A 21,616-nucleotide genomic window follows, 5' to 3' on the forward strand; every position below is an offset into this window, starting at 1 on the left:
ATTAATCATATACCAGTATTTTAAAGTGAAAGCGAGAGGAAGAGAACGATGTCCATATTTAAAAGATTGCGCGATTTGACCATGTCCAATATTAACGCCATTATCGACAAGGCGGAAGACCCGATTAAAATGACGGATCAGTACATTCGAGATATGACGGAAGATCTTGAGGATGCTGAGAAAGCGGTAGCTTCACAAATTGCCATTGAGAAACGCTTTAAAGCACTTTATGAAGAGCAAGCTGCGCTTGTGGAAAAACGCACGCAGCAAGCGCATACCGCAGCACAAGCTCAAAACGTTGATCTTGCCCGCCGCGCGCTGGAAGAGAAGAAGGCCGCCGAGGCCAAGCGTGATGAGTACAAAGCCAGCTACGATCAGAACAAACTGGCAGCCGACAATCTGCGCGGCAAGCTGGAAGAAATGCGCAAGCAGCTTACAGCGATGAAGAACAAACGTGAAACTTTGGTCGCTCGTTATAATGCCGCTAAAGCGCAAACCGAGATCAACAAAGCGATGAACGGGTTTGGGACTGATACAGCATCGGCCGGATTGAAACGAATGGAAGAGAAGATGCTGGCTATGGAAGCTCGTGCGGAAGCAAGCAATGAAATGTCGTCAAGTGAGAAATCCCTTGATGAAGAGTTTGAGAACCTTGGCAAGGACAAAGTCGTTGAGGATGAGCTTGCAGCCTTGATGAAACAATACGAGAACAAGTAATAACGGATTTTAGTGGTCTAACAGTTATATTGTTCAGGGGGCGAGGGAGAAACAGCAGAGCTGAATGCAGCTGAGCTTCTCCTTCGCTTTTGTTTGATCGTAGATATAAGGGAAGATCCTTTTATTAGACGTCTGCCTTCAATTGAGGCAGCCCGGGCTTAAGGGAGTTTTTTGTATGTTGAATGTGGAGGCATAGAGATGGATTTTGATATGATCTTGCGTGTATTGCTATGGACAGCTGTCGGTGGGCTGCTGTTGTTTGTTTTGATGTTTGTGGATTCCCTGTTCACGAAATATAACGATCTTGAAGAAGTGAAAGCGGGTAACATGGCGGTAACCACAAGACTGATATTGAAACTGTTCGCACAAGGGTATATTTTATCCGTGTCGATTGGTACGTCATATCATCTACTTGAGGCGATAGTGGTATCAATCATTTCGTTTATCATATTGCTGATTCTCGAATCGTTGACAGAGCTCATGCTGCGTAACTTCGGCAAGCTGAACCTTGACAAAGGAACCCGCGAGGGAAAGACGGGATACGGTTTATTTGCAGGTTCGCTGCATGTGGTAGGAGCGTTAATTATTACCGCTTGCCTATAGAACGCATAATGGAGATAGGGGACAGGAAAGATGAGTATGTGGAAAAGAATCAGCAATTTATTTAGTAAGCCGGAGCCGCCCAAGGTAGAGAAAAGCATGCTGCAGCTGGCTCCCGGCGATATTTGTGAAGTGTCTCTAGTCACTTATGAAGTCACGGGTCGTGTGCACAATCGCGGTCGTAATGCGGTCGTCTTGACGCTTCAGGATGGCAGCACCATTGCTTATCTGCATATTGAGGAACGCGAGACGGTTCAGTATGCGTTATACGCTCCGATCGATGGACGGCTGGACTCTCCGGATGAGGTACCGTCCATCATCGATTTGGACGATCATGTCTTTCATTTGGAAGAGGAATACGGGGGACATGTATCGATTACGGGTCGTACTGCGTTTACGCAAAGTGGGGAGCAGCATGTATGGCAATACCAATCGGATGATTACAAGCTGCTGCGAATTGAATGGCAGAACGGGCGGTTTATGTTGTATGAAGGCGAGAAAGTGATACCGGGGGACGTTCGAGTTATCCGGGCGACTTAGGAGTGGTGGCATGAAGGAACGCTCTTTTATATCAATAAAAATCATATTGGTGCTGAGTTTATTCGTATCATTATTGAGTGGATGCGGAGCGCCGAATATCAAGGATACCTATCCGCTGGAATCCGTCAATCGAGACGGAAATGCAACGTCCTATGTATACCGGGCAGCTGATAAAAGCGTTCCCGATGTTGCAAACGAGCTCACGGCGGCAAACACGCCGGATCAATCGTCTCCTGCGGATACCGAGCGGATGTTTCTGGTGTATGGGGATGAGTATTACCATTTGCAGCAGGACCCCCAGACGCCAACCGATACGCTGATCGAGATCGATTCCAGGGAGTATGTTCAGCGCAATTATGATTCAAGTTTTCTGCAAGGTTACTTAACGGCAGTTCTGATCGGAAATTTATTTGATTCGATGGGCGGCGGAGGTTACCGGGGGTATACAAGTAAAGATGTGTATAAACCGGCACAAGGTAACTATAAGAAGCCGACAAGCAAGGATAAGAAGATCGCTCCGCCGTTGACGGTGGACCGGAGCGGGAAGATTACTCGGCGCGGTCAGGATTCTGCCGGTACCGGTGGAGGCCTGTTCCGACGAAATCCGGATACAAGCGGAGACCGCGGCACGATTAAGCGCGGCGAAAGCGGCGGGGGACTGTTCGATTCGCCTAAGAAATCGTACAAGAAGCCGAAGACCCGAATCGGATCTGGCAAGATCTCCCGAAGGGGACGAAGGTAAAGCAAGGAGTCTATAAGCGCATGGTCTGGTGACCATGCGCTTTTTTTGTACGAGCAGAAGGGTTTCATATGAGCCGAAGGCTCGGTTTGAAGATTGCTCAGAATGTAGTACAGTAAGAATGTCAGGTTTCTTTGAGTCAGAAAGTGAGGAATGCGTTGTGAAGGATAATCATTCGATATCGCCTAAGAAACAAAATCATAAATTTGATCGGCGCGCTTTACAGGTAGCGGACGCGCAAGCGCTTGCCGCTTCATATGCAGGGCTTGGTCAGGAGGAGTTCATTCGGCTGCAGGATAGTGATGGACGTGTGCTTGCTTCCGATGTCATCGCCCCTCACCCGTTTCCGGCTTTTGCACGTTCGGGCATGGACGGTTATGCTGTTCGCTCAGCGGATTTGGCAGCATGCGATCTAGGGGGAAAGGTGTGGCTCGAGGTTGTAGACCAGATCCCGTGCGGATATGTGTCTTCAATCCCGATCGAGCAAGGCAAGGCTTCCCGCATCATGACAGGCGCTCAAGTCCCGGAAGGGGCGGACGCTGTCGTTATGCTTGAAGCGACGGAGCTTCGAATGGAGGATGGCTTAACCCATGTAGGCTTCAAGAGGTCCATCGAGAAAGGGAAGAATATCACTCCCCTCGGATTCGAGCTTCAGGAAGGTGATTTGATCCTCCGCCGAGGAACTCTGATCGGGCCTGGAGAAATTTCAGTTCTGGCTACCTTCGGCATACATCAGGTTGAAGTGTATCGTCAGCCAGTGGTAGGAATTTTCTCGACGGGCACCGAACTACTGGACATCACCGAGCCGCTTGAACCCGGTAAAATCCGAAACAGCAATACCTATATGCTCGCATCGCAAATTCGGGAAGCTGGTGGTGTGCCAGTGATTATGGAGGCGATCCCGGATGATATCGAGCTTGCCCGCCAGAAGGTGGAGGAAGCGCTGCAGGTATATGATATCGTGGTTACGACAGGCGGCGTTTCAGTAGGTGACTACGATATTATGGGGGAGCTGGTGACATCCGGCGGTCTGGACATGCTGTTTAATAAAGTCACGATGCGTCCCGGAAGTGTTACAACCGCGGCTGTTAAGGATGGTAAACTGCTCTTCGCGCTATCGGGTAATCCGGGCGCATGTTATGTGGGATTTCTGTTGTTTGTCAGACCTGCGATCCGCAAGATGCTTGGCATGGAGCAGTTGTTCTTAACCGAATGGACGGCAGAATTGGGTTCGGATTACTCGAAAGTGAACAACTTTACCCGTTTCGTCCGGGGGAGCCTTAAGGTGTCAAACGGCAAGCTTGTAGCCACACCTGCATCCCTTGATGAATCGAGTGTCATGATCACGATCAAAGACAGTGACTGTTTAATCGTGATCCCGCCAGAGCTTCGAGGCGCAGTTAAAGGCCAAGCCGTACAGGTCCTCGTTCTGCCAGGTACCTGGACATGAAGGTTTTCCAGGTATGCGGTTATAAGAACAGCGGCAAAACCACGTTGATAACCGCCTTGATTCCACTGTTGAAACGGCATGGCATTCGGACAGCCATCATCAAGCATGACGGGCACGGATTTGAAATGGACCACGAAGGGACAGATACGTACAAATTCCGTGAGGCGGGAGCCGAGGGGATCGCCATCGCTTCGCCAGGGCGTACGGCGATGCTGATGGAAACGGAGCTGGAACTTGCGTCGTTAGTCCATTTGTACAACGATTTTGAGCTGGTGCTTGTTGAGGGCTATAAGATGCAGCCTTATCCGAAGCTCGTACTGCTGCGAGGAACGGAGGATATTGGGCTAGTGGATCAAGTTGAAGAGATCAGGGGTATTGTGGTGCGTCCTGAAATGCTGAAGGAACCGTCAGCCCTGCATGAGATACAGCAGCGGCTAGCGGTTCCCCTATTTACTTGGAATGACACAGAGCGGATTACGTCGGTGCTGCTGTCATTATAAAGAAGTTGTGGTTAATCATCGGAGCGGCGTTCAATCGCCTCGGACATCGTTTTGTCCGTTAAGTGGGCGTACACTTCGGTTGTCTCGGTGGATGCGTGACCCAGTTGTTCTTTGGTTTTGTAAATATCATTTTGCAGATAATAGTCGGTTGCAAACGAATGCCGCAGCTTATGCACGGTTAGGGCTGGCTTGCCAAAACGCTTGGCGTATTTGATGATCATCGCCTGAATCGCCCGCTTGGTCATGCGCTGCCCTTCATTCTGGCCGTTACGCAGTGCAACGAACAGAGCCTTTTCTTTTTTCGGCACCTTGTAACGGGCCTGCCGAAGCTGCAGGTAATATTCAAGATCGTCTTTGGCTTGCGCACGGAAGTAGACCGGGGTTTTAAAGGTTTCGTCGTTATTACCTTTACGATAGACATGGAGCATTTTATTGTTCAGGTCGATGTCTGCAAGGTTCAAATTGACCACTTCGGATACACGAAGGCCGGAATTTAATATGAGGCTGGCGATACAGGCGTCTCTGACTTTATTTTGCTCATGCGCGTAGAGCGCCTGTTTGTTCTGCTCCACATCCAGCCCATAACCTTCGTGAATGTAAGTAATGAAATCCTGAAGCTCTTCTTCTTCCAGTATTTTTCCTTTTAACTTGGCAGCCGTATCTTTGGGTTTATGAATTCGCTTAATTTCCACTTTAGCCATGATGTTACGCTTGAGAAGCGGGTAAAAGTCCTCGTCCTCTGCAATCTGGCTTAAATAATGAAACAGGGAGCGCAGCGATGAGAGCTTGCGGGAAACCGTGATTCTGGAGTTGGTCCCTTCCCGGCGCGTAGTCAGATATAATCGATAACTGGTGATGCTGTCCATGCGCAGCGTCTCCAGCTCGAGCAGCGTCACCTCTCGGTTAGAGGTTGCTTGGGACAGCCCCTCCGACCGGAGCCAGTTAAAAAACGTTTCATAATCCCTTACATATTCGAGCAGGGTGGAGGGTGAGAGATCCGGGAGCTTGTAGTCGATAAATTGCTGTACGAACCAAGGCATGTCCGGCGATTTCTCATCGAGTCTTGCACGGTCGATATCTTTTTGTATATTCATGTTCCACCTCGAATAATTGTATTTATAGCGATGACCTGTGTCATTAATTACTAGTGTAACATATGGAAAGTCTATCGTGCTTGCAGGTGTCAGATCACCGTGCTCACTGATCCGTTACTGCACTTGTGTTTCACTATGAGCGGATACTATGATGAAGATATGACGCGTTAAAATGATAGATGATATGCCAGGGAGGCGGCAGCATGATTTCAGAACGAGCGGAACGCATGGGAATTGAGCTGGTTCCGAAGCGGAAACAAGCCGTTATCGTAAACTTAATGCAATTGTACCTATATGATTTTACCAAGTATCTGGATATTTCGGTAAATGATCAAGGGTTGTTTTTACCCTATCCGGATCTGGATGAGTTCTGGAAAAAGCGGGAACGGAAATACCCTTATCTGATTACGTTTGATCAACGGCCAGCCGGGTTTGCTTTGATCGAGCGGATGGATGACGCCGCAGAAGCGGACTATTACATGACGGAATTTTTTGTTATGCAAAAATATCGGCGAACGGGATTGGGGACTTGGGCGGCGACCTGTCTGTTCGATCAGTTCCAGGGACGCTGGAAGGTGACGCAAGTGAGCAGCAATATGCCGGCGCAGGCGTTTTGGCGAAAAGTCATTGAATCTTATACGGGCGGTCGATATGAGGAATATATTGATCCGGTTCGTCATAATCCTTCGCAATATTTTAATTCCTAGTATTTTTACATGGATCGAAGGAGTGTTTCATTTTTTGATGATAGAATTTGATACAGGTCGATGCTTAGGAGGAATTTGAATGTATTTACCGAGTTTTCATCTGGAAGGGAAAAAAGCTTTTGTTACAGGGGCGGGACGTGGAATCGGACGCGCCATTGCCATAGGATTGGCAGAGGCCGGATGTGATGTCGGCTTGATGTCCCGAACCAGAAGCGATTTGGATGAGACCGCAAATCTGATCAATGGCTTGAACCAGGGTCAGGCCTTTGTGCTGCCGGGTGATCTGACCATAAGGGAAGAAATGGAGGGAGCGATTCGAGAATTTGTGGATCAGGCAGGACGAATCGATATACTGGTCAATAATGCCGGCATGAATATTCGTACGCCTGCGCTGGAAGTGACGGATTCCGAATGGGACTTAATTATGCAAACCAACCTGAAGTCGGCTTTTGTAGCTTCTCAAGCGGCTGCCCGATTTATGAAAGATCAGGGAAATGGCAGAATCATTAACATCTCCTCCGTAGGCGGACACACGGCCCTTCGCACAGGCGTTGTCTATGGAGCCACGAAGGCGGCTCTCATCCATATGACCAAGGTGCTTGCGATGGAGTGGGCGCAGTATGGAATTCAGGTCAACTCGGTCGGACCTTGGTATTTCCGGACTCCGCTGACCGAGAAGCTGCTTGGTGATGAGGATTATATGCAGGCCATATTGGACCGGACACCGCTTAAGCGCGTGGGAAGTCTGGAAGAAGTGGTGGGACCTGTCGTTTTTCTGGCGTCCGAGGCTGCCAATTACATGACCGGGCAAACGCTGCTGGTGGATGGCGGACTTAGCATATATGGATTTTAACAGGGAGGAGAGTAAAGAAAGATGGAACGTCGAGCATTTGGGACGAACGGACATTCAGGTTAGCGTGCTGGGATTCGGCTGCGCCGAGATCGGCAAGTCGGCTCAAAAGATGGTGGACCGGCTCCTGCACAGTGCATTGATGCAGGTCTTAACATGATTGATACCGCAGAATGTTATGGGGACAGCGAGGAATTGATTGGCTAGGCTTTGTCAGGTCGAAGAGATGATTATTACCTGTTTACCAAATGCGGCCATGCTTCCGGTCTGGACTATCCGGATTGGGATCATGTAATGCTTGCTCAGAGCATTGACCGCAGCTTGAAGCGACTGCAGGTGGACCACGTCGACAGCGGCGATACGACCGATGCGCTTTGCGCCCTTCTGACTGGCGTGTTCGACAGCTTTGAAACTTCGCTGAACATTGCTGACCAGGAGGCAATCGATCTCACGATTCCGCTAGCTATGCAGCAGGGAATAGGGATTATTCCCAAACGTCCGGTAGCTAATGTAGCCTAGAAGCATCAGGCGCTCAGCGAACAGGACTATGCTTATCCTTATTGGGTCCGGTTAAGCGAATTGAATTACGATTTTTTCGCGGATGTTCAGCAAGGCGTTGAAACGGCATTAAGATTTACCTTAAGCACGCCGGGCGTAGCAACCGCCATCGTCGATACGGCAAATCCGGACCGCTGGGAGCAAAATGCCGCATTATTGGAAAAAGGGCAGCTGCCGGAGGATTTTTACGAGTCGATCCGCAATCGCTGGCGAGAGGTTGCCGGTGCGGATTGGGTGGGCAAGGTATAGGTGTATAAAAAAGAGCCTGTCGAGAGATCTCGACAGGCTCTTTTTTGCTGCTTAAAAGATTGCAAACCATGACTGTAAATGATGATGTTAATTCAACATATGAAAAATTCATAATAGAGAAATGCCCATCCATTTCCTGATCTAACCACTGCATTATTTTCATCTGGCTTCCTCTATACCTAGCACATTTTCCTAGTTTAAAAAGGGAGGCATGAAGCGAAAAAAGTTGACATGGAAAAATTTCCCCCTGCAAAAGATGAATGTCCCCCTTTGAAACCAGTAGGGCTTGGAATAAAATTCTGGTAGACAACAAGTATTTACATAAGGTTCTGAAAAAAATACTTAGGGGGATTAGAAATGAAAAGGACTTCCATGTTACTTATGAGTGTCATGTTGCTGCTCTCCATGTTCCTAGCAGCATGCGGTAACAGCAGTGGCACCAACACTCCTGCTGCTGAAGGAGATACTCCGAAGACGGAAACGACTCCGCCGGCAGATGAGAAGAAGGATGAAGCTGCTCCGGTTTCACTCCGCGTGTTCTCGACTTTCGGAGGAACTGACGCAGCTCGCGAAGCCTTCCAGGCAGCGTTGGATGAATTCACGAAGGAGCATCCGAACGTGAAGATAGACAACGATACCATGTCCGCAAATGATGACGGTTTCAGAACGAAAGTTAACACCGACATGAACAGCGGCAACGAGCCTGACTTGCTGTTCTACTTCATCGGGGCTGACGCAGAAGGATTCGTCAATGCCGGTAAAGTTGTGCCGCTGAACGAAATTCTCGACGCTGACGCTGAATGGAAGAACGGCTTCATTCCTGATGCGCTTGAGCTTGCCAAGCAAAAAGACGGTAACATTTACGCTGCACCATTGACCGGTTTCTATGAAGGCTTGTTTGTTAACAAAAAGATCTTCGAAGAAAATGGTCTGGAGCTTCCAACAGACTGGGCGAAATTGACCACAGCTGTGAAAACGTTATCTGACAAAGGCATTATTCCTTTGTCCGTACCATTTGACCAATCCCACTACCTGATCGAGCATACGATTTTGTCCGCAGCAGGTCCTGAAAGCCAAAGCAAAGGTCTGCTTGATGGCATCGATCCAAACTGGGAAAAAGCGTATGCGGCTATGAAAGAATTGTATGACCTGGGCGCATTCCCTAAAGATGCAGCAACGATCGACCTGAGCATGTCCGGCAACTACTATAGTGAAGGCCTGGCTGCTATGACCATCGAAGGATCTTGGGCAGTTGGCGGTTGGAGCGATGATACTCGTGACAACTCGACAGTTCTGCCATTTCCTACGGTTCCTGGTGGCGCTGGTAGCGGTAATGACATCGTAGGCGGTTTCGGTTCCGGTTTCTACCTCTCCAAAGCCACTTATGATGATGCAGCCAAAAAAGAAGCGGCAATCGCTTTGCTGAAACACCTGACTTCCCCGGCATCTATTCAAAAAATCGCTTCAGCGAACGGTGGTACACCAGCTGCTGACGTTGAAGTGACTGGATTGCCGCAAGTAGCTCTTGACGGTTTCGCTATGGCAGCTAAAGCAGCTACCATCGTTGCACCGGTTGACAGTAAAGTTTCGCAAGAAACGTTTGGTAACCTTCGTGCTAATGTTCAGCCTGTAGTGGAAGGTAAGAAGACTCCTACTCAAGCTATCGAAGAAGCGAAGAAAACCGAGGATGCCAACAAAAAATAGTTTTTATCAGAAACGGTAGAATTAAAAGTGACGTTACGCCGCCCCTCTGCTTTCATTTGGGCGGCGTAGTCATTTCGGCAAGGACGATGAAGAAAAATAAACATCAAGGGTGATTAATATGAAGGGTGATCGCAAGTACATTGTGATGTTTTTATTACCCGCAGCAGCCATCATGACAATCTTTCTATATTATCCGTTCTTCAAGAGTTTGTATCTTAGCTTTTATCGCACAAGCGGCTTTTTCGATAAAAAGTTTGTGGGATGGGCTAACTATGAGAGACTCGTTACGGATAAACTACTTGGCGCTGCAACATTGCACACGCTGGAAATCATGCTCTATGTTATCGTGTTTCAGGTTGGGATCGCACTTGTGTTGGCCGTCCTGGTAGATAACATTTCCAAGCTCAAAGGGTTTTATCGAACTGTCTTTTTCTTCCCGGTTGTCATATCCGGTACTGCCATTTCCTTATTATTTGTATTGTTCTACAATTACAACTTCGGTTTACTGAACAATTTGCTGGCGAATTTCAACATTGAGAAGATTCTGTGGCTGGATGCGAAAAATGCGCTTAAGGCAGTATCGATTCCAACGGTATGGCATTATGTGGGCTTTTATTTCGTCCTGTTCTTGACCGCCATGTCCAAAATACCCGCGGATTATTATGAGGCTGCAAAATTGGAAGGAATCACCGGGTTCAAGAAAACAACGATGCTTACAATTCCGCTCATCATGAGTGACATTAAGGTTGTTATCACCCTTGCCATTACGGGAACGTTGAAGGTGTTCGAGTTCATCTGGGTCATTACAAGCGGCCAGAATGGAACGGAAGTGCTGGGAACGTATATGTACAAAAAGGCCATGGTGGATCAGAACTTTGGTTACGGATCGGCGGTTGCTATATACATGGTGATCTTTGGCGTACTGCTTGCATTGATTGCCAACCGTTTGATGAAAAGAGACGAGATTACATACTAAGCATTATAGGGGTGTACTGTTATGGAGCCAACCATCGTCGTTGAACACAAAACTCAGCGCGTTAGGAAAAGTCGGTTTAGTTTAGGCACCACGTTGATGTACGTGATTTTGACAGCGTGGTCCTTAACAACCATCTATCCGTTATTCTGGATCGTGAATAACTCGTTCAAGGTTTCTCGCGATGTGATGAATAATTCCTTTGGTATCGCATGGGAACCGGTGTTTGTTAACTATCAGAACGCATTTGACCGCATCAATATCGGAAGAAGTTATATCAATAGCTTGGTGATGTCCTTCAGTACCGTATTGTTGGTGTTATTGCTCGGAGGACTAGCCGCTTATGTGCTGTCCAGATTCAACTTTAAAGGCAAGCGCACAATTTATTCCATTCTGTATGCGACACTTTTGATCCCGGCGTTTGCTACCGTAGTTCCGGTATATGAGCTTCTTATCAAAACCAGCTTGGTCAATACGTACTGGGGCCTGATCTTCCCGCAAACGGCAGGCAATCTGACGTTTGCGACCTTGGTTATTGCCGGTTATATGGCAACGATACCGAAAGAGCTTGAAGAAGCTTCTTTTATGGACGGATGCAACCGATGGCAAATGTTTGTTAAGATATTCGTTCCGATCTCGCAGCCTGTATTTGCATCGACAAGTATTTTTGTATTTATGTGGTCGTACAATGACTTGTTCTCAGCGTTGATCTTTGTAAACAAAGAGAATGTCCGTCCGATCGTTGCATTGCTTAATGAGATCAGTTCCCAATACGGAACAGACTTTGGCCTGATGGCTACGGCAGTATCGTTGACCGTTATTCCGGTGCTGATTGTGTACCTGTTTATCTCAAAGTATATTCAAAAAGGTTTGACCGAAGGAGCCGTCAAGGGTTAAGGAGACAGCGAATTCAACGAATAGGCAAGTCAAGAGGGGACGCTTTCGTCTCCTGTTTGACTTGCCTATTGTGCGCCCGGCATGGGCGATAACTTGGCGGTGAAAGTCCGCTACAGGCTTGGCAGTAGGAACTGTTAGCCAAAGGCAAGGGTGTCGGTCGTGAGGCCGAATCTGAAGGAAGCCGGAGGCAAACCCTCGGTCTGACGAACAGAAATCACATAGAAGGCATGATGGGACGGACGAGCTTGCAATGCAAAGTAAAGTCCAATACTGCCCGAATTCCATCATGTAGATGTGGCAGATGGATGAGGGGAAGGTTATCGCTCTTACCCGGGGAGATCTCACAGACGTGGAGTAGGAAAAAAAAAAAAAAAAAAAAAAAAAAAAAAATCCGAAAGACGGAGTAAAGCTCACTGTGAGAAGTCAGCAGAAGCCATACTACCGGGAAGTTTTTTTTTTCGGGAAGGGCTGAACAATCGTAAGTCTTGAGTACATACAGGAAGGAGAGCCGGTGCAATGAAAGCAGAATACCGAAAGGGCTGCCTGCAAAGGGATAGTGTGGAACACGAAGAGTATGCAGGAGCGCAGAGCATCGACACTCGGGAGAGTAGAGAAAGGGACGGTGCAATCGACTTGCTGGAAAGGATACTGAGCAGGGACAACCTGAACAAGGCCTACAAGCAGGTCAAGCGCAATCACGGAGCACCGGGAATCGACGGAATGACGGTCGAGGCGGCATTGCCGTGGCTGCGGGAAAACAGAGACGAACTCTTGCAAAGCATCCGGGAGGGTCGATATAAGCCGAGCCCGGTACGACGCAAGGAAATCCCCAAACCAGATGGAAGCGGAGTAAGAAAGCTCGGCATTCCCACGGTCGTGGATCGCATCATCCAGCAAGCCATCGCCCAGCAGTTGCAACCGCGGTTTGAGCCGCTTTTCTCGGATGGAAGCTACGGCTACCGCCCAGGGCGGAGCGCGCAGCAGGCGATCCGAAAAGTGAAAGCTTATGCGGAGCAGGGATGGGGCCACGCAGTAGAAATTGACCTCTCGAAGTACTTCGACACGCTGAACCATGAGCTGTTGATGAACCTCCTGCGCAAACAAATCGAGGACAAGCGCGTAACCAACCTGATTAAAAGGTACCTGAAAAGCGGAGTCATGGAAAACGGGGTGCGCCGCGAAACAGAAGAAGGCTCTCCTCAGGGTGGCCCTTTGTCGCCATTATTGGCGAACATCTATCTGAACGAATTCGATCAGGAGATGAAAAGCCGGGGCGTGAAGGTCATTCGCTATGCAGATGACATTGTGGTGCTGGCGAGAAGCAAGCGGGCAGCGACGCGGCTACTGGAATCCTGCCGGACGTATCTGGAGAACAAGCTGAGGCTCAAGATGAATACGCAGAAAAGCAAGGTAGTTAGCGTAGTGGCACAGAAGCATTTCAAATTCCTCGGTTTTGCTTTGGGGAAGAACGGAAGCGGCGTGTATATCCGCGTACATCGACAATCCCTGGCAAAGGCAAAGAGGAAGCTGAAAGAGCTAACGAGCCGGAGTCAAGGCAGGAATGCGAGGCAGGTGATGGAGAACGTAAAGGTCTACATTCGGGGATGGATCGGTTATTTCTATGTAGCCGACATGAAGCGAATCCTGCAAAGCTGGAATGAATGGCTGCGAAGGCGGATGCGCATGTATATCTGGAAGCAATGGAAGAGGCCAAGAACGAAGGTACAGAACCTGCGGAAGCTGGGGGTGCCGGAGTGGCAGGCCTACCCATGGGGAAACACCCGACTGGGTTACTGGCGCATTGCCGGAAGCGCGATACTGCAACGCTCTGTTACAAACGAAAAGCTCGCACAGGCAGGGTATTATGACTTCCCTGCTCAGTACGAGCGTCTACGTCAATTGCACTTAAACGGTTGAACCGCCGTATACCGAACGGTACGTACGGTGGTGTGAGAGGTCGGCTACTCAACTAATGGGTAGCCTCCTACTCGATCGTTGTTATATCCCATTTAGTCTTTAAATCTGAATCATAGTCGGGTTAGCATTTTAAGCAGATGGGTAATTAAATTCGATTAAGCGTGAGAAGCCATCTTCTCCATAACCGGCATGGATTGCTCTTTGGGCAATCGCTTTTGCTGCGTTTAAGATGCTGCTATCGATGCCGTGATGTTCGGACACGTGGATGATATGCTCCATACTTGTCATGTTGGAGATGAGAGTTGTGCCCTCGCCAGGGTAGACGACTTGATCCACATCTTGTGCGATATAGGTTTTTTTAATTATAAAAATAAGGTGATTATTTCAACATATGAAAAATTCATAACAATGAAGAAAAGTGCTCCCTATCTCTCAGGCAAACTATATACGGTTTCACCCGTACCTAGTTACGACGAAAAGGATAAAATCAATCATCATACTAACCAAAAGAAAGTTATTGACAAAATATTAGCTTCGTGTTAATTTGTATATACAAATGAGAGGTGACTGGTTATGAACATCGATGATTCCATACTAAGCTCATGCTTGTTTTTTACATCGAATCGGTTTGCTCGTTCGATGACCAAGATGGCGGAGGAAGCTTTTGCCAAAGCTGGTTTATCGCCAACATATTCCTATGTTCTGGTGGTAATCCATCAATATCCCGGCATAACGCAGAAAGAGCTAAGCGATAAGTTATCGATTGCTCCATCCACAAGCACCCGGTTCATTGATAAGCTGGAGGAGAAGCAGTTGGTACTGCGCCAATCCGAATGGAAAGAAACGCATATTTTTTTAACGGATGAAGGGAAGTTGTTATATCAGGAGCTGAACCAATATTTTGAACAGCTGTATGGACAGTATGTTTCCCTCTTGGGGAAGGAACATAGCGAACAATTAACTAAACTTCTCCATGAATCCAGTGAAATATTGAAAAAGGGAATATAAGGCCTCTTTTTCACCCCTCATTTGTATATACAATTGATAAAGGAGAGATTCATCATGAAGATTGGTATTATCGGTGCAACAGGGAAAGCGGGAAGTCTGATTCTCAAGGAAGCACAAGCACGCGGTCATGAAGTAACGGCAATTGTACGTAATGCATCCAAGGTCTCCGATTCCAGTATTAACATTTTGGAGAAGAACGTGCTGGATTTGACTAATGCCGATCTTCAAGGCTTCGATGTTGTCGTGAATGCTTTTGCGGCGGCGCCTGGGCAGGAAACTCAATATGTGGAAGTAGGCCGAGTATTGATAGAAGCTCTGAAAGGCACGAATACCAGACTGTTTGTGATGGGCGGTGCCGGAAGCTTGTTTGTTGATGAAGCCAAAACCTTGCGACTCATGGAAACTCCTGATTTTCCTAAGGAATATTATCCGACAGCGTTCCACGCCGGTGAGAATTTGAAAGACCTGGAGCAAACTTCTGATGTGAAATGGACGTTTCTTAGTCCGGCAGCCTTCTTTAATCCGAAAGGTCAACGCACTGGCAGTTATCAGGAAGGCAAGGACCATGTCATTGTCAATTCGAGCGGTCAAAGCTATGTCAGCTACGCGGATTACGCGATTGCGGTATTGGATGAACTTGAACAGCCGAAGCATATCAATGAGCGTTATACGGTAGTATCCGAGGCTTAATAAACCCGGCAACGACCTCCATATAGATTTTTGAATAAGCTGATTTCATCATGAAATCAGCTTATTGTAATGTGGAAAAACGGCCTTAATAAGTGAATAATACATCATATGAAAAATTCATAACAAGCAAATAACTTCAATTTATCTAGCTAACTTCGATCTAATACACCCCAACCTCCTGTATAGTCCCTACACAAAAGTGAAAATGGTGGGGAGGGAAATATACATATTATAGGAAATATTCTTCATTCCGTTAAAATGTATAAGTTATGTATGGTTGCATCATCCAGTGACCTGCATACAACATTGGTTGTACGCAGGCTGAACTGGAGTAAACGACAGTAGGAACCGTTTTTGGTTTGTGACGAAACATCGCAAGATATAGGAGTTCATAAGAAACGAATATTGATATCACGAAATCGGCCTGTAGACATTTTTGGCATCTTAATTTGAAGAGTAGGCTGTTTATAGGTCGCAATGCTTTGTGCAGGAAGAATGGGGACGGGTAAGACGATGGTCTGGCTTTGATCTTTTGGCAAACCTTGGATTTTAATCTGTGTCCGATTTAGCTTAATCCATAAGTTTTCCGGATGGACACGTTTGGGGATATAACATTTTACAACCAGAAAGTTATGGGTATCAAAAGTTTCATATCGAAGTGTATTAGGGTTAGGCAGCATTTCATTTCCGGCGGTTGCTTGTTTTATCTTATCCTTTACATAATCCTCAATTACGGTTGGATCCAGCTGGAAATCCTCATTGAGATCATTAAGATCTTTGAATGGAAACGAATTGTTGTTGAAAAAAGAGTCCTTTGACAACCAGTCAGGCCGTTTGGATCTTGAGTTCATTCTATATCCCTCCTTCGTTCTGTAAATTCATTATATGGGCGAAAGAATGTTAGAGTGACATCTGGGCTTCCAACTACATAGAATAAATCCAAGCGTATGATTTTGAATGAAGAGGTGGAATTGTGGTTTCGATTATCGGCAATATGAAGATTGTAAACGTGGGCCCCAGTTCTACGGTCTTGGTTGGAAATACAGGCGTCATTGATTTAGACAGTACCTCAAAAGCTTATTCCGGCGCCAACTCGTTCACCACTGGCGATAGTATTGGTACGAATATTGCAAACAACCAGGCCAGCAGCACGAATACATTCGATCCGGACTTGATTGATTCACCTAATGCTTAATTAAGGTTGTGATCCACTGTGAATCTAACAGTACATCAATGTATTAATATACAGCAGCTTCGGGTGGGAGCGGTGACTAATTCTTCGGTCCTGCAGATTGGAACCGCCGGAGATATCCGGGCATTATCCAATATATATAACACAGGTGGGTTTACAGGCCCTGCTCCGGAATTCGAGCCTCAGAATAATAGCAATAACCCCTTGGTCCCATTACCTGCGCCAATTGAAGGACTGTATAGGCAAGAATGAGGTGAATCACCTGTGCATAGATTGTATAAGGAGCAGGGGAGGCGGTTCCATGTATGACTATTATATACAGCAATTGTTCTATATTCTTCAAACCCAGTCAGAGCAGCTGAGTAGAATGGAACAAATGCTGAAGGAAATGCGCAGTCAAATAGATCAATTAAAACCGGGAAGCGAGAAAACGATAGATCGGGTGCAATATAATTTTGATTTATTGAAGATTGAAAAATTGGAAGGCACCTTAAATATTGGATTGATGCCTAAGGCTGGGCAATCCCTGGACGATATTACCGTGAATGGTCAGCCGTTAGAACAGTCTCAGACGGGAAATACAGGCGGCGAACTACACTCGAACATATATCAGAATGTATCACGTTATCTAGAAGATATCGTACCTAAGCAGATCGAGCGCATGCTTCCCGAATCCAAGCTTGTAGTTGGTGATGAATATGCTGGGGTTATTATCGAGGATATTCGTAAACAACTCGGAGACCGTATAACCGTTTATCTGAGGCAATATCAAACGAATAGGGAATCTATGAACCCGCAAGATGTTGAGCAATCGATCATCAAACAAGTGAAGAGTGAGATCGTTACGGCAGTTGAGCAGCACCTTCTTAATTTGCAACGGGGGAAGTGGAATTCAAATGAAAATGACAGTCGTCAATAAAGAGCTTCAGGTTGGTTCGATCCGCATTACAGCGATCTCAAGTTCATCGGTACTGTTGATTGGAGATACCCATGTCATGAATTGCTCCTCCATGTATGATACGCCTTCCGAATCACTGCAAACCACCCCGCTTGTTCCGTTATCTCCGGGTGCCGCATCATGAAGCGTCATTCACACGTTGATAACATGTATATCATCAATATTTCCAATAGCTCCGTATTTGTATGCGGTGAATCGGGACATATCGATGCCGATACGCGTGCATTGGCGGTTCAGCGGCAGGTGCCGGTGTTCTTTGAAGACGAGGGACAATATGAGGATTACCCGATATTCTCCAGGTTGATACCCACATGGCCGCCGTACTCAGACGTAGAACTAAATATTATACAAGATTATAAAAAGATTCATGTGGGATGCGTCGATATTATAGCCACTGCATCTGCATCGGTTGTACAGGTGGGTCCGAACGATACTATGGATTTGGAATCCAGGGTGAAGGCGATCAGACACTTTATTACGGATGCACCCGAGTATTTAAAGGATTATAAGGGAGTTATCGTCAAATAGAATTTACGTGAACCGGTACTGAACGAAAAATCAATATGTTACCTTCGTTCACGATGACTCTGACGGTTCCCCGATTGGTAGGAGATATGTGCAAAACAGGAGGAGCGCCATGCGCTCCTCCTGTTTCTATGTGATACGGATTATTCTCCTTGCTGATGGGCAGCTTCGTCTTTGATCTCTTCTCGGAAGCCGGAAATACTCTTTTCGCGACGAGCATTACGATCTTGGATCTGTTCTTTCTCGCTTGCCGGAATCTCATCCCCGAACTCCTCGAGATAATCTTCGGCTTCACGGTAGTTCTCAATCGTGTTTTGGACGGCCTGTTGCAAATGTTCTACATTGTCTTCGCGATTATCGGGTTTAGCCATGAGTTGTCACCTCCTTAAATTCAACTGCCTTGCTAAAATTTCACACCTCAAGAGTTTTCCATAATAAAAACATCCTTATGCATACGAGACTGACACTATCAAAAAAGCTACAGTATTGTAAATATTGCAAGTCACATCTTTACATATCCGCCCAACGGAATATGTTATAATGTCGAAAAAGCAGACTTGCAGCATGACATCGAAATAAGAGGGGGAAGAATTCTTGAAATCAAGTCGTTTTATATTCTGGCTCAGTATGCTAATGATGATGGCATTGATGTTAGCAGCCTGTACCTCAGAACCGATAAAACAACAGCAAACTTCTACAGTAGAAGACCCTCCTGAATCGGTTGAAGAAGAAGAAGGTCAGACCATTACACTAGTAACGCCGGATACGGCGATGAAAGCGCCCGAGGAAAAAAGTAAATATCAGATACATACACGGTTGACGGATTTCCAACTCATAAATGAGTCAACAGGGATTGCTTGGGGGATAACGAACACGGAGCTGCGCCTTTACCAGACGCAGGATTATGGCGAAACGTGGGTTGATATCTCTCCATCCTCGAATGTACAGTTCGTTGATAAGCTGGAGTATGGGAAAGACATCGTGTTCACGGATAAGAAACATGGTTGGATTATACGCAACAAGCAGAGATCAGCTGAAACGATCCTGCTCAATACGACGGATGGAGGAGACTCCTGGAAGCTTTCTTCGCTGCCGGAGACAGGTATCGTCACGGCCATGTCCTTCGTATCATCTCAACAGGGATGGATTATGGCAAAAGGCAACCTTTCCCGGGGCTCTGAGGAGAAGTCGCTATTTCGAACCAGCAATAATGGCGGATTATGGGAAGAGGTCATGCAGAATACAGAGTATCCTACATCTCGCGTTCCCGGCAGCGTGATCCCACGAACAGGGTCCATTATTGGCTTAACCTTCACGGATTCGCTTGTCGGATTTGCGACCATCCGTGAAATGCAATCCTCCAAATTGTATATTACCCGTGATGGAGGTCAGAAGTGGAAGTCCTCCGGACAGATTTTCAAGAGCAAACTGCTGGATCAGTGCGGTTCGGTCTTTGCAGGTGCCCCCAAGTTTCTGGGCAGAGGCAGTAGTGGAAGTGAGGTTTATATACCGATTACCTGCGTGAAGGAGGATCAGGCGAGCTATTTGGGTTACTTTACTGCCGACACGGGGAAATCATGGAATCTGGTGTCATTCCCCATTTCGGGTGATACCGGTCAGGGGTCTATTCAGCCTGTTTTCCGGCGGCTTCATGATGGGTGGAGAATGGTGAACGGTATTGTTTATCATACGAATGATATGGGCAAGACCTGGAAGCCATTTCCAAGGAGTAAGCTGCTGAACGATAATCTTGCCAAATATCCGAACGTGGTAAAACTGCAGTTTACATCTTCTGATGTCGGTTGGATGCTGATTGAAACATCGGACAAGAATCGATCGCGTCTGATGAAGAGCAGTGACGGCGGGGCAACCTGGCAGGGTCTATAGTTTTCGACGAGGATATATGATCTGAATATGCCGATAAAAAAAGCAGATTGAAAAAGCTTTATCGAATGTGACCATCAGTTCGGATAAAGTTTTTTTTCGACATATATTGTGAAATAAATCACAAACAATAACCTCCACGTATGCTACTATAAAGGTGTAATCAGATACTCCAAATTGTTTAGAAGGGGACGATCCTCATGCATACCGATCAAATGACGATAAATTTCCTCCGCCTTTGCTACCATTGTGATGATGCTTGTTTATGCGACACCGAGGAGCAGTGTCTGGCCTGCTGGAATGAGCAGGAAATGACACCGCAGGAGCATGAAATGACAGGACAAGAAGAAACGATGAAATGGATGAGATTGGCTTACGATTGAATGGACATGAAGACAATGAAGACAATGAAGACAATAAAAAGAATGAATGAAACAGGACGTTCTAGTCCCGGGAAGAAGCTGATGACTGGCAAAATGCAGACATCAGCTTTTTTTGGTGCTCCCAGAAAGGGACAAGTTCTTTAAAATTTCAATCAAACTTTCCATAAGGATGAGTTAAATTGTCCGAATTAAAGCATATACATATTTCAAGACAAGGTGGAGGGGGGAGCCGTATGGGATCGGGGTCAGTATGGATGTTCGATTTTTTCGGCAGCGTTATGCCCGTGTTTTTCATCGTCGTCATCGGGATCATTTTGCTGTCGGCCGGTAAGGGAATCTTGCAATGGAGTCAGAATAACCGACAGCCTTTGCTATCGGTCGATTCCAAGATTGTGAGCAAGCGAACGGAAGTGAAACACACGCAGCAGACAGATGATACGATGTCGAGCCGTACTCGTACCACCTATTATCTGACATTTGAAGTAGAGAGCGGAGACCGCATGGAGTTTGTTGTAAATGGCGAGGAATTCGGCATGTGCGCAGAAGGAGACGAGGGACTGCTGCGTTTTCAGGGAACCCGGTATTACGGTTTCGTTAGGCACCCCAGAGCGCATCTTAGCGTGGTTCGAGGTTATGATCATCCGAAATAAGAGACGGATTTGATTTTTATATGCACCTTCTCTTGTGGTATATATGAAGGAGAAGGAGGGACAGCATATGAAATTTCAGGATAAAACGGTTGTGATCACGGGCTCTGCCAATGGGATTGGCCGCGGAGTGGCTGAGGCTTACGCTCTAAGCGGAGCTCGAGTGATATTAAGCGATGTTCATGAAGAGCAGGGCAACCTGACGGCAAACGCCTTGAAAGAACAAGGATTGAACGCTATCTTCGTCCCTTGCGATGTAAGGAAGGAAGAAGATATTAAACGCCTGATGAACCAAGCCGTTCAATATGCCGGCACCCTCGATATTTTGATTAATAATGCCGGGGTTTCCCGTTGGAAATCGCCATATGAGCTTACGGTTGAAGACTGGGACGATGTAATCAACACGAATGCCCGAAGCTGTTTTTTGGCTACGCGTGAAGCGGCGGTACATATGAAAAAGGCTGGAAATGGCGGGGCTGTTGTCAATATGTCATCTACGCGTTCGATTATGTCCGAGCCGAATTCGGAGGCTTATGCAGCTTCCAAAGGAGCCATTGTCGCGTTGAGCCATGCCATGGCCGTCAGCCTGGGACCTGATGGGATTCGGGTGAATTGTATAAGTCCTGGCTGGATTGAAACTGGAAACTACGATGAGCTCCGTTCAGTTGACCATAAACAGCACCCAGTCGGGCGGGTAGGGACCCCAGCTGATATCGCCAAAGCCTGCTTCTATTTTACCGAGCCGGACAATGATTTCGTGACGGGGGCCCATCTCGTTGTGGATGGCGGCATGACCCGCAAAATGATATATGAGCCTTAGTTATCTGAATATGA

27 protein-coding genes and 1 pseudogene are annotated in these 21,616 nt (G+C 47.0%); 24 read left to right on the forward strand and 4 right to left on the reverse strand.

The window, feature by feature from the left end; translation table 11 throughout:
* The first annotated feature begins 48 nt into the window (after positions 1-48).
* The 6 genes from NYE54_RS13770 to mobB all read left to right on the forward strand — a co-directional run bounded on the left by NYE54_RS13770 (position 49) and on the right by mobB (position 4,546).
* Positions 49-717 carry a PspA/IM30 family protein gene (locus tag NYE54_RS13770; RefSeq protein WP_215154938.1) on the forward strand — a complete coding sequence of 223 codons (669 nt, stop codon included), beginning with the start codon at positions 49-51 and terminating at the stop codon, positions 715-717.
* A gap of 198 nt (positions 718-915) precedes the next feature.
* Positions 916-1,320, forward strand: a complete 405-nt coding sequence (locus NYE54_RS13775) for a DUF350 domain-containing protein (RefSeq protein ID WP_076321198.1) — start codon at positions 916-918, stop codon at positions 1,318-1,320.
* Positions 1,321-1,350: 30 nt separating this feature from the next.
* Entirely contained in the window at positions 1,351-1,857 is a 507-nt protein-coding gene (locus NYE54_RS13780) for a DUF4178 domain-containing protein (RefSeq protein WP_076321199.1), read from the forward strand.
* Positions 1,858-1,867: 10 nt separating this feature from the next.
* The gene (locus NYE54_RS13785) at positions 1,868-2,599 is read left to right on the forward strand and encodes a DUF4247 domain-containing protein (protein WP_339272445.1); all 732 of its coding nucleotides are present in this window, start codon (positions 1,868-1,870) and stop codon (positions 2,597-2,599) included.
* Between the two features lie 157 nt (positions 2,600-2,756).
* Positions 2,757-4,046, forward strand: a complete 1,290-nt coding sequence (gene glp / locus NYE54_RS13790; protein ID WP_339272447.1) for a gephyrin-like molybdotransferase Glp — start codon at positions 2,757-2,759, stop codon at positions 4,044-4,046.
* Positions 4,043-4,546: a molybdopterin-guanine dinucleotide biosynthesis protein B gene (mobB, locus tag NYE54_RS13795; protein WP_339272448.1), complete on the forward strand. Its 504-nt coding sequence runs from the start codon at positions 4,043-4,045 to the stop codon at positions 4,544-4,546. The genes glp and mobB overlap by 4 nt, the downstream gene beginning before the upstream one ends.
* Before the next feature lie 11 nt (positions 4,547-4,557).
* Here the strand turns inward: mobB and xerS are convergent, their stop codons facing one another.
* Positions 4,558-5,640, reverse strand: coding sequence for a tyrosine recombinase XerS (gene xerS / locus NYE54_RS13800; RefSeq protein ID WP_076321203.1), 1,083 nt, complete (start codon positions 5,638-5,640; stop codon positions 4,558-4,560).
* A gap of 203 nt (positions 5,641-5,843) precedes the next feature.
* Between xerS and NYE54_RS13805 the strand changes: the two genes are divergently transcribed.
* The 7 genes and pseudogenes from NYE54_RS13805 to ltrA all read left to right on the forward strand — a co-directional run bounded on the left by NYE54_RS13805 (position 5,844) and on the right by ltrA (position 13,495).
* Entirely contained in the window at positions 5,844-6,347 is a 504-nt protein-coding gene (locus NYE54_RS13805) for a GNAT family N-acetyltransferase (protein ID WP_339272450.1), read from the forward strand.
* A 79-nt stretch (positions 6,348-6,426) separates the two neighbouring features.
* Complete coding sequence (locus NYE54_RS13810; protein ID WP_339272452.1) at positions 6,427-7,200, forward strand: glucose 1-dehydrogenase; 774 nt, start codon at positions 6,427-6,429, stop codon at positions 7,198-7,200.
* 21 nt (positions 7,201-7,221) lie between these two features.
* A pseudogene (locus tag NYE54_RS13815) lies at positions 7,222-8,004 on the forward strand (aldo/keto reductase).
* Between the two features lie 357 nt (positions 8,005-8,361).
* On the forward strand, positions 8,362-9,708 hold the full coding sequence (locus NYE54_RS13820) for an extracellular solute-binding protein (protein WP_076321206.1): 1,347 nt from the start codon (positions 8,362-8,364) through the stop codon (positions 9,706-9,708).
* Positions 9,709-9,826: 118 nt separating this feature from the next.
* Positions 9,827-10,684, forward strand: a complete 858-nt coding sequence (locus NYE54_RS13825) for a sugar ABC transporter permease (RefSeq protein WP_076321207.1) — start codon at positions 9,827-9,829, stop codon at positions 10,682-10,684.
* A gap of 21 nt (positions 10,685-10,705) precedes the next feature.
* Positions 10,706-11,578: a carbohydrate ABC transporter permease gene (locus NYE54_RS13830; RefSeq protein ID WP_076321208.1), complete on the forward strand. Its 873-nt coding sequence runs from the start codon at positions 10,706-10,708 to the stop codon at positions 11,576-11,578.
* 516 nt (positions 11,579-12,094) lie between these two features.
* A complete protein-coding gene (gene ltrA, locus NYE54_RS13835; protein WP_339272113.1) occupies positions 12,095-13,495 on the forward strand; it encodes a group II intron reverse transcriptase/maturase in 1,401 nt (466 codons plus the stop codon).
* A gap of 129 nt (positions 13,496-13,624) precedes the next feature.
* Here ltrA and NYE54_RS13840 read toward each other — a convergent pair whose 3' ends face one another.
* Entirely contained in the window at positions 13,625-13,831 is a 207-nt protein-coding gene (locus NYE54_RS13840) for a hypothetical protein (RefSeq protein WP_339272455.1), read from the reverse strand.
* A 237-nt stretch (positions 13,832-14,068) separates the two neighbouring features.
* Between NYE54_RS13840 and NYE54_RS13845 the strand changes: the two genes are divergently transcribed.
* Both NYE54_RS13845 and NYE54_RS13850 read left to right on the forward strand, forming a co-directional pair.
* The gene (locus NYE54_RS13845) at positions 14,069-14,503 is read left to right on the forward strand and encodes a MarR family transcriptional regulator (protein WP_076321209.1); all 435 of its coding nucleotides are present in this window, start codon (positions 14,069-14,071) and stop codon (positions 14,501-14,503) included.
* 54 nt (positions 14,504-14,557) lie between these two features.
* On the forward strand, positions 14,558-15,193 hold the full coding sequence (locus NYE54_RS13850) for an NAD(P)-dependent oxidoreductase (protein WP_076321210.1): 636 nt from the start codon (positions 14,558-14,560) through the stop codon (positions 15,191-15,193).
* A 389-nt stretch (positions 15,194-15,582) separates the two neighbouring features.
* Here NYE54_RS13850 and NYE54_RS13855 read toward each other — a convergent pair whose 3' ends face one another.
* Complete coding sequence (locus tag NYE54_RS13855) at positions 15,583-16,044, reverse strand: Hsp20/alpha crystallin family protein (protein WP_339272458.1); 462 nt, start codon at positions 16,042-16,044, stop codon at positions 15,583-15,585.
* Positions 16,045-16,166: 122 nt separating this feature from the next.
* On the opposite strand from NYE54_RS13855, the gene NYE54_RS13860 reads away from it, so the two are divergent.
* Genes NYE54_RS13860 through NYE54_RS13880 form a run of 5 tightly spaced genes read left to right on the forward strand, consistent with a single transcriptional unit; the run spans position 16,167 to position 17,871 of the window.
* Positions 16,167-16,388, forward strand: coding sequence for a spore germination protein (locus NYE54_RS13860; RefSeq protein WP_339272460.1), 222 nt, complete (start codon positions 16,167-16,169; stop codon positions 16,386-16,388).
* A gap of 18 nt (positions 16,389-16,406) precedes the next feature.
* The gene (locus NYE54_RS13865; RefSeq protein WP_339272462.1) at positions 16,407-16,637 is read left to right on the forward strand and encodes a spore germination protein GerPB; all 231 of its coding nucleotides are present in this window, start codon (positions 16,407-16,409) and stop codon (positions 16,635-16,637) included.
* Between the two features lie 49 nt (positions 16,638-16,686).
* A complete protein-coding gene (gene gerPC, locus NYE54_RS13870; protein ID WP_339272464.1) occupies positions 16,687-17,304 on the forward strand; it encodes a spore germination protein GerPC in 618 nt (205 codons plus the stop codon).
* Positions 17,282-17,467: a spore gernimation protein GerPD gene (locus NYE54_RS13875; protein WP_339272466.1), complete on the forward strand. Its 186-nt coding sequence runs from the start codon at positions 17,282-17,284 to the stop codon at positions 17,465-17,467. The genes gerPC and NYE54_RS13875 overlap by 23 nt, the downstream gene beginning before the upstream one ends.
* Positions 17,464-17,871: a spore germination protein GerPE gene (locus tag NYE54_RS13880; protein WP_076321216.1), complete on the forward strand. Its 408-nt coding sequence runs from the start codon at positions 17,464-17,466 to the stop codon at positions 17,869-17,871. The genes NYE54_RS13875 and NYE54_RS13880 overlap by 4 nt, the downstream gene beginning before the upstream one ends.
* Positions 17,872-18,011: 140 nt before the next feature.
* Here the strand turns inward: NYE54_RS13880 and tlp are convergent, their stop codons facing one another.
* Positions 18,012-18,239 carry a small acid-soluble spore protein Tlp gene (gene tlp, locus NYE54_RS13885; RefSeq protein ID WP_071218157.1) on the reverse strand — a complete coding sequence of 76 codons (228 nt, stop codon included), beginning with the start codon at positions 18,237-18,239 and terminating at the stop codon, positions 18,012-18,014.
* Positions 18,240-18,462: 223 nt separating this feature from the next.
* On the opposite strand from tlp, the gene NYE54_RS13890 reads away from it, so the two are divergent.
* From NYE54_RS13890 to NYE54_RS13905, 4 genes are all read left to right on the forward strand, one after another.
* Complete coding sequence (locus tag NYE54_RS13890; protein WP_339272469.1) at positions 18,463-19,755, forward strand: YCF48-related protein; 1,293 nt, start codon at positions 18,463-18,465, stop codon at positions 19,753-19,755.
* 197 nt (positions 19,756-19,952) lie between these two features.
* On the forward strand, positions 19,953-20,135 hold the full coding sequence (locus NYE54_RS13895; RefSeq protein ID WP_076321218.1) for a hypothetical protein: 183 nt from the start codon (positions 19,953-19,955) through the stop codon (positions 20,133-20,135).
* A 233-nt stretch (positions 20,136-20,368) separates the two neighbouring features.
* Positions 20,369-20,785 carry a DUF2500 domain-containing protein gene (locus NYE54_RS13900; protein ID WP_076321219.1) on the forward strand — a complete coding sequence of 139 codons (417 nt, stop codon included), beginning with the start codon at positions 20,369-20,371 and terminating at the stop codon, positions 20,783-20,785.
* Between the two features lie 67 nt (positions 20,786-20,852).
* Positions 20,853-21,602, forward strand: coding sequence for a glucose 1-dehydrogenase (locus NYE54_RS13905; RefSeq protein WP_339272471.1), 750 nt, complete (start codon positions 20,853-20,855; stop codon positions 21,600-21,602).
* Positions 21,603-21,616: the final 14 nt, after the last annotated feature.

It is taken from the genome of Paenibacillus sp. FSL K6-1330, from assembly GCF_037976825.1.
In the GTDB taxonomy this organism is placed as follows: domain Bacteria; phylum Bacillota; class Bacilli; order Paenibacillales; family Paenibacillaceae; genus Paenibacillus_AQ.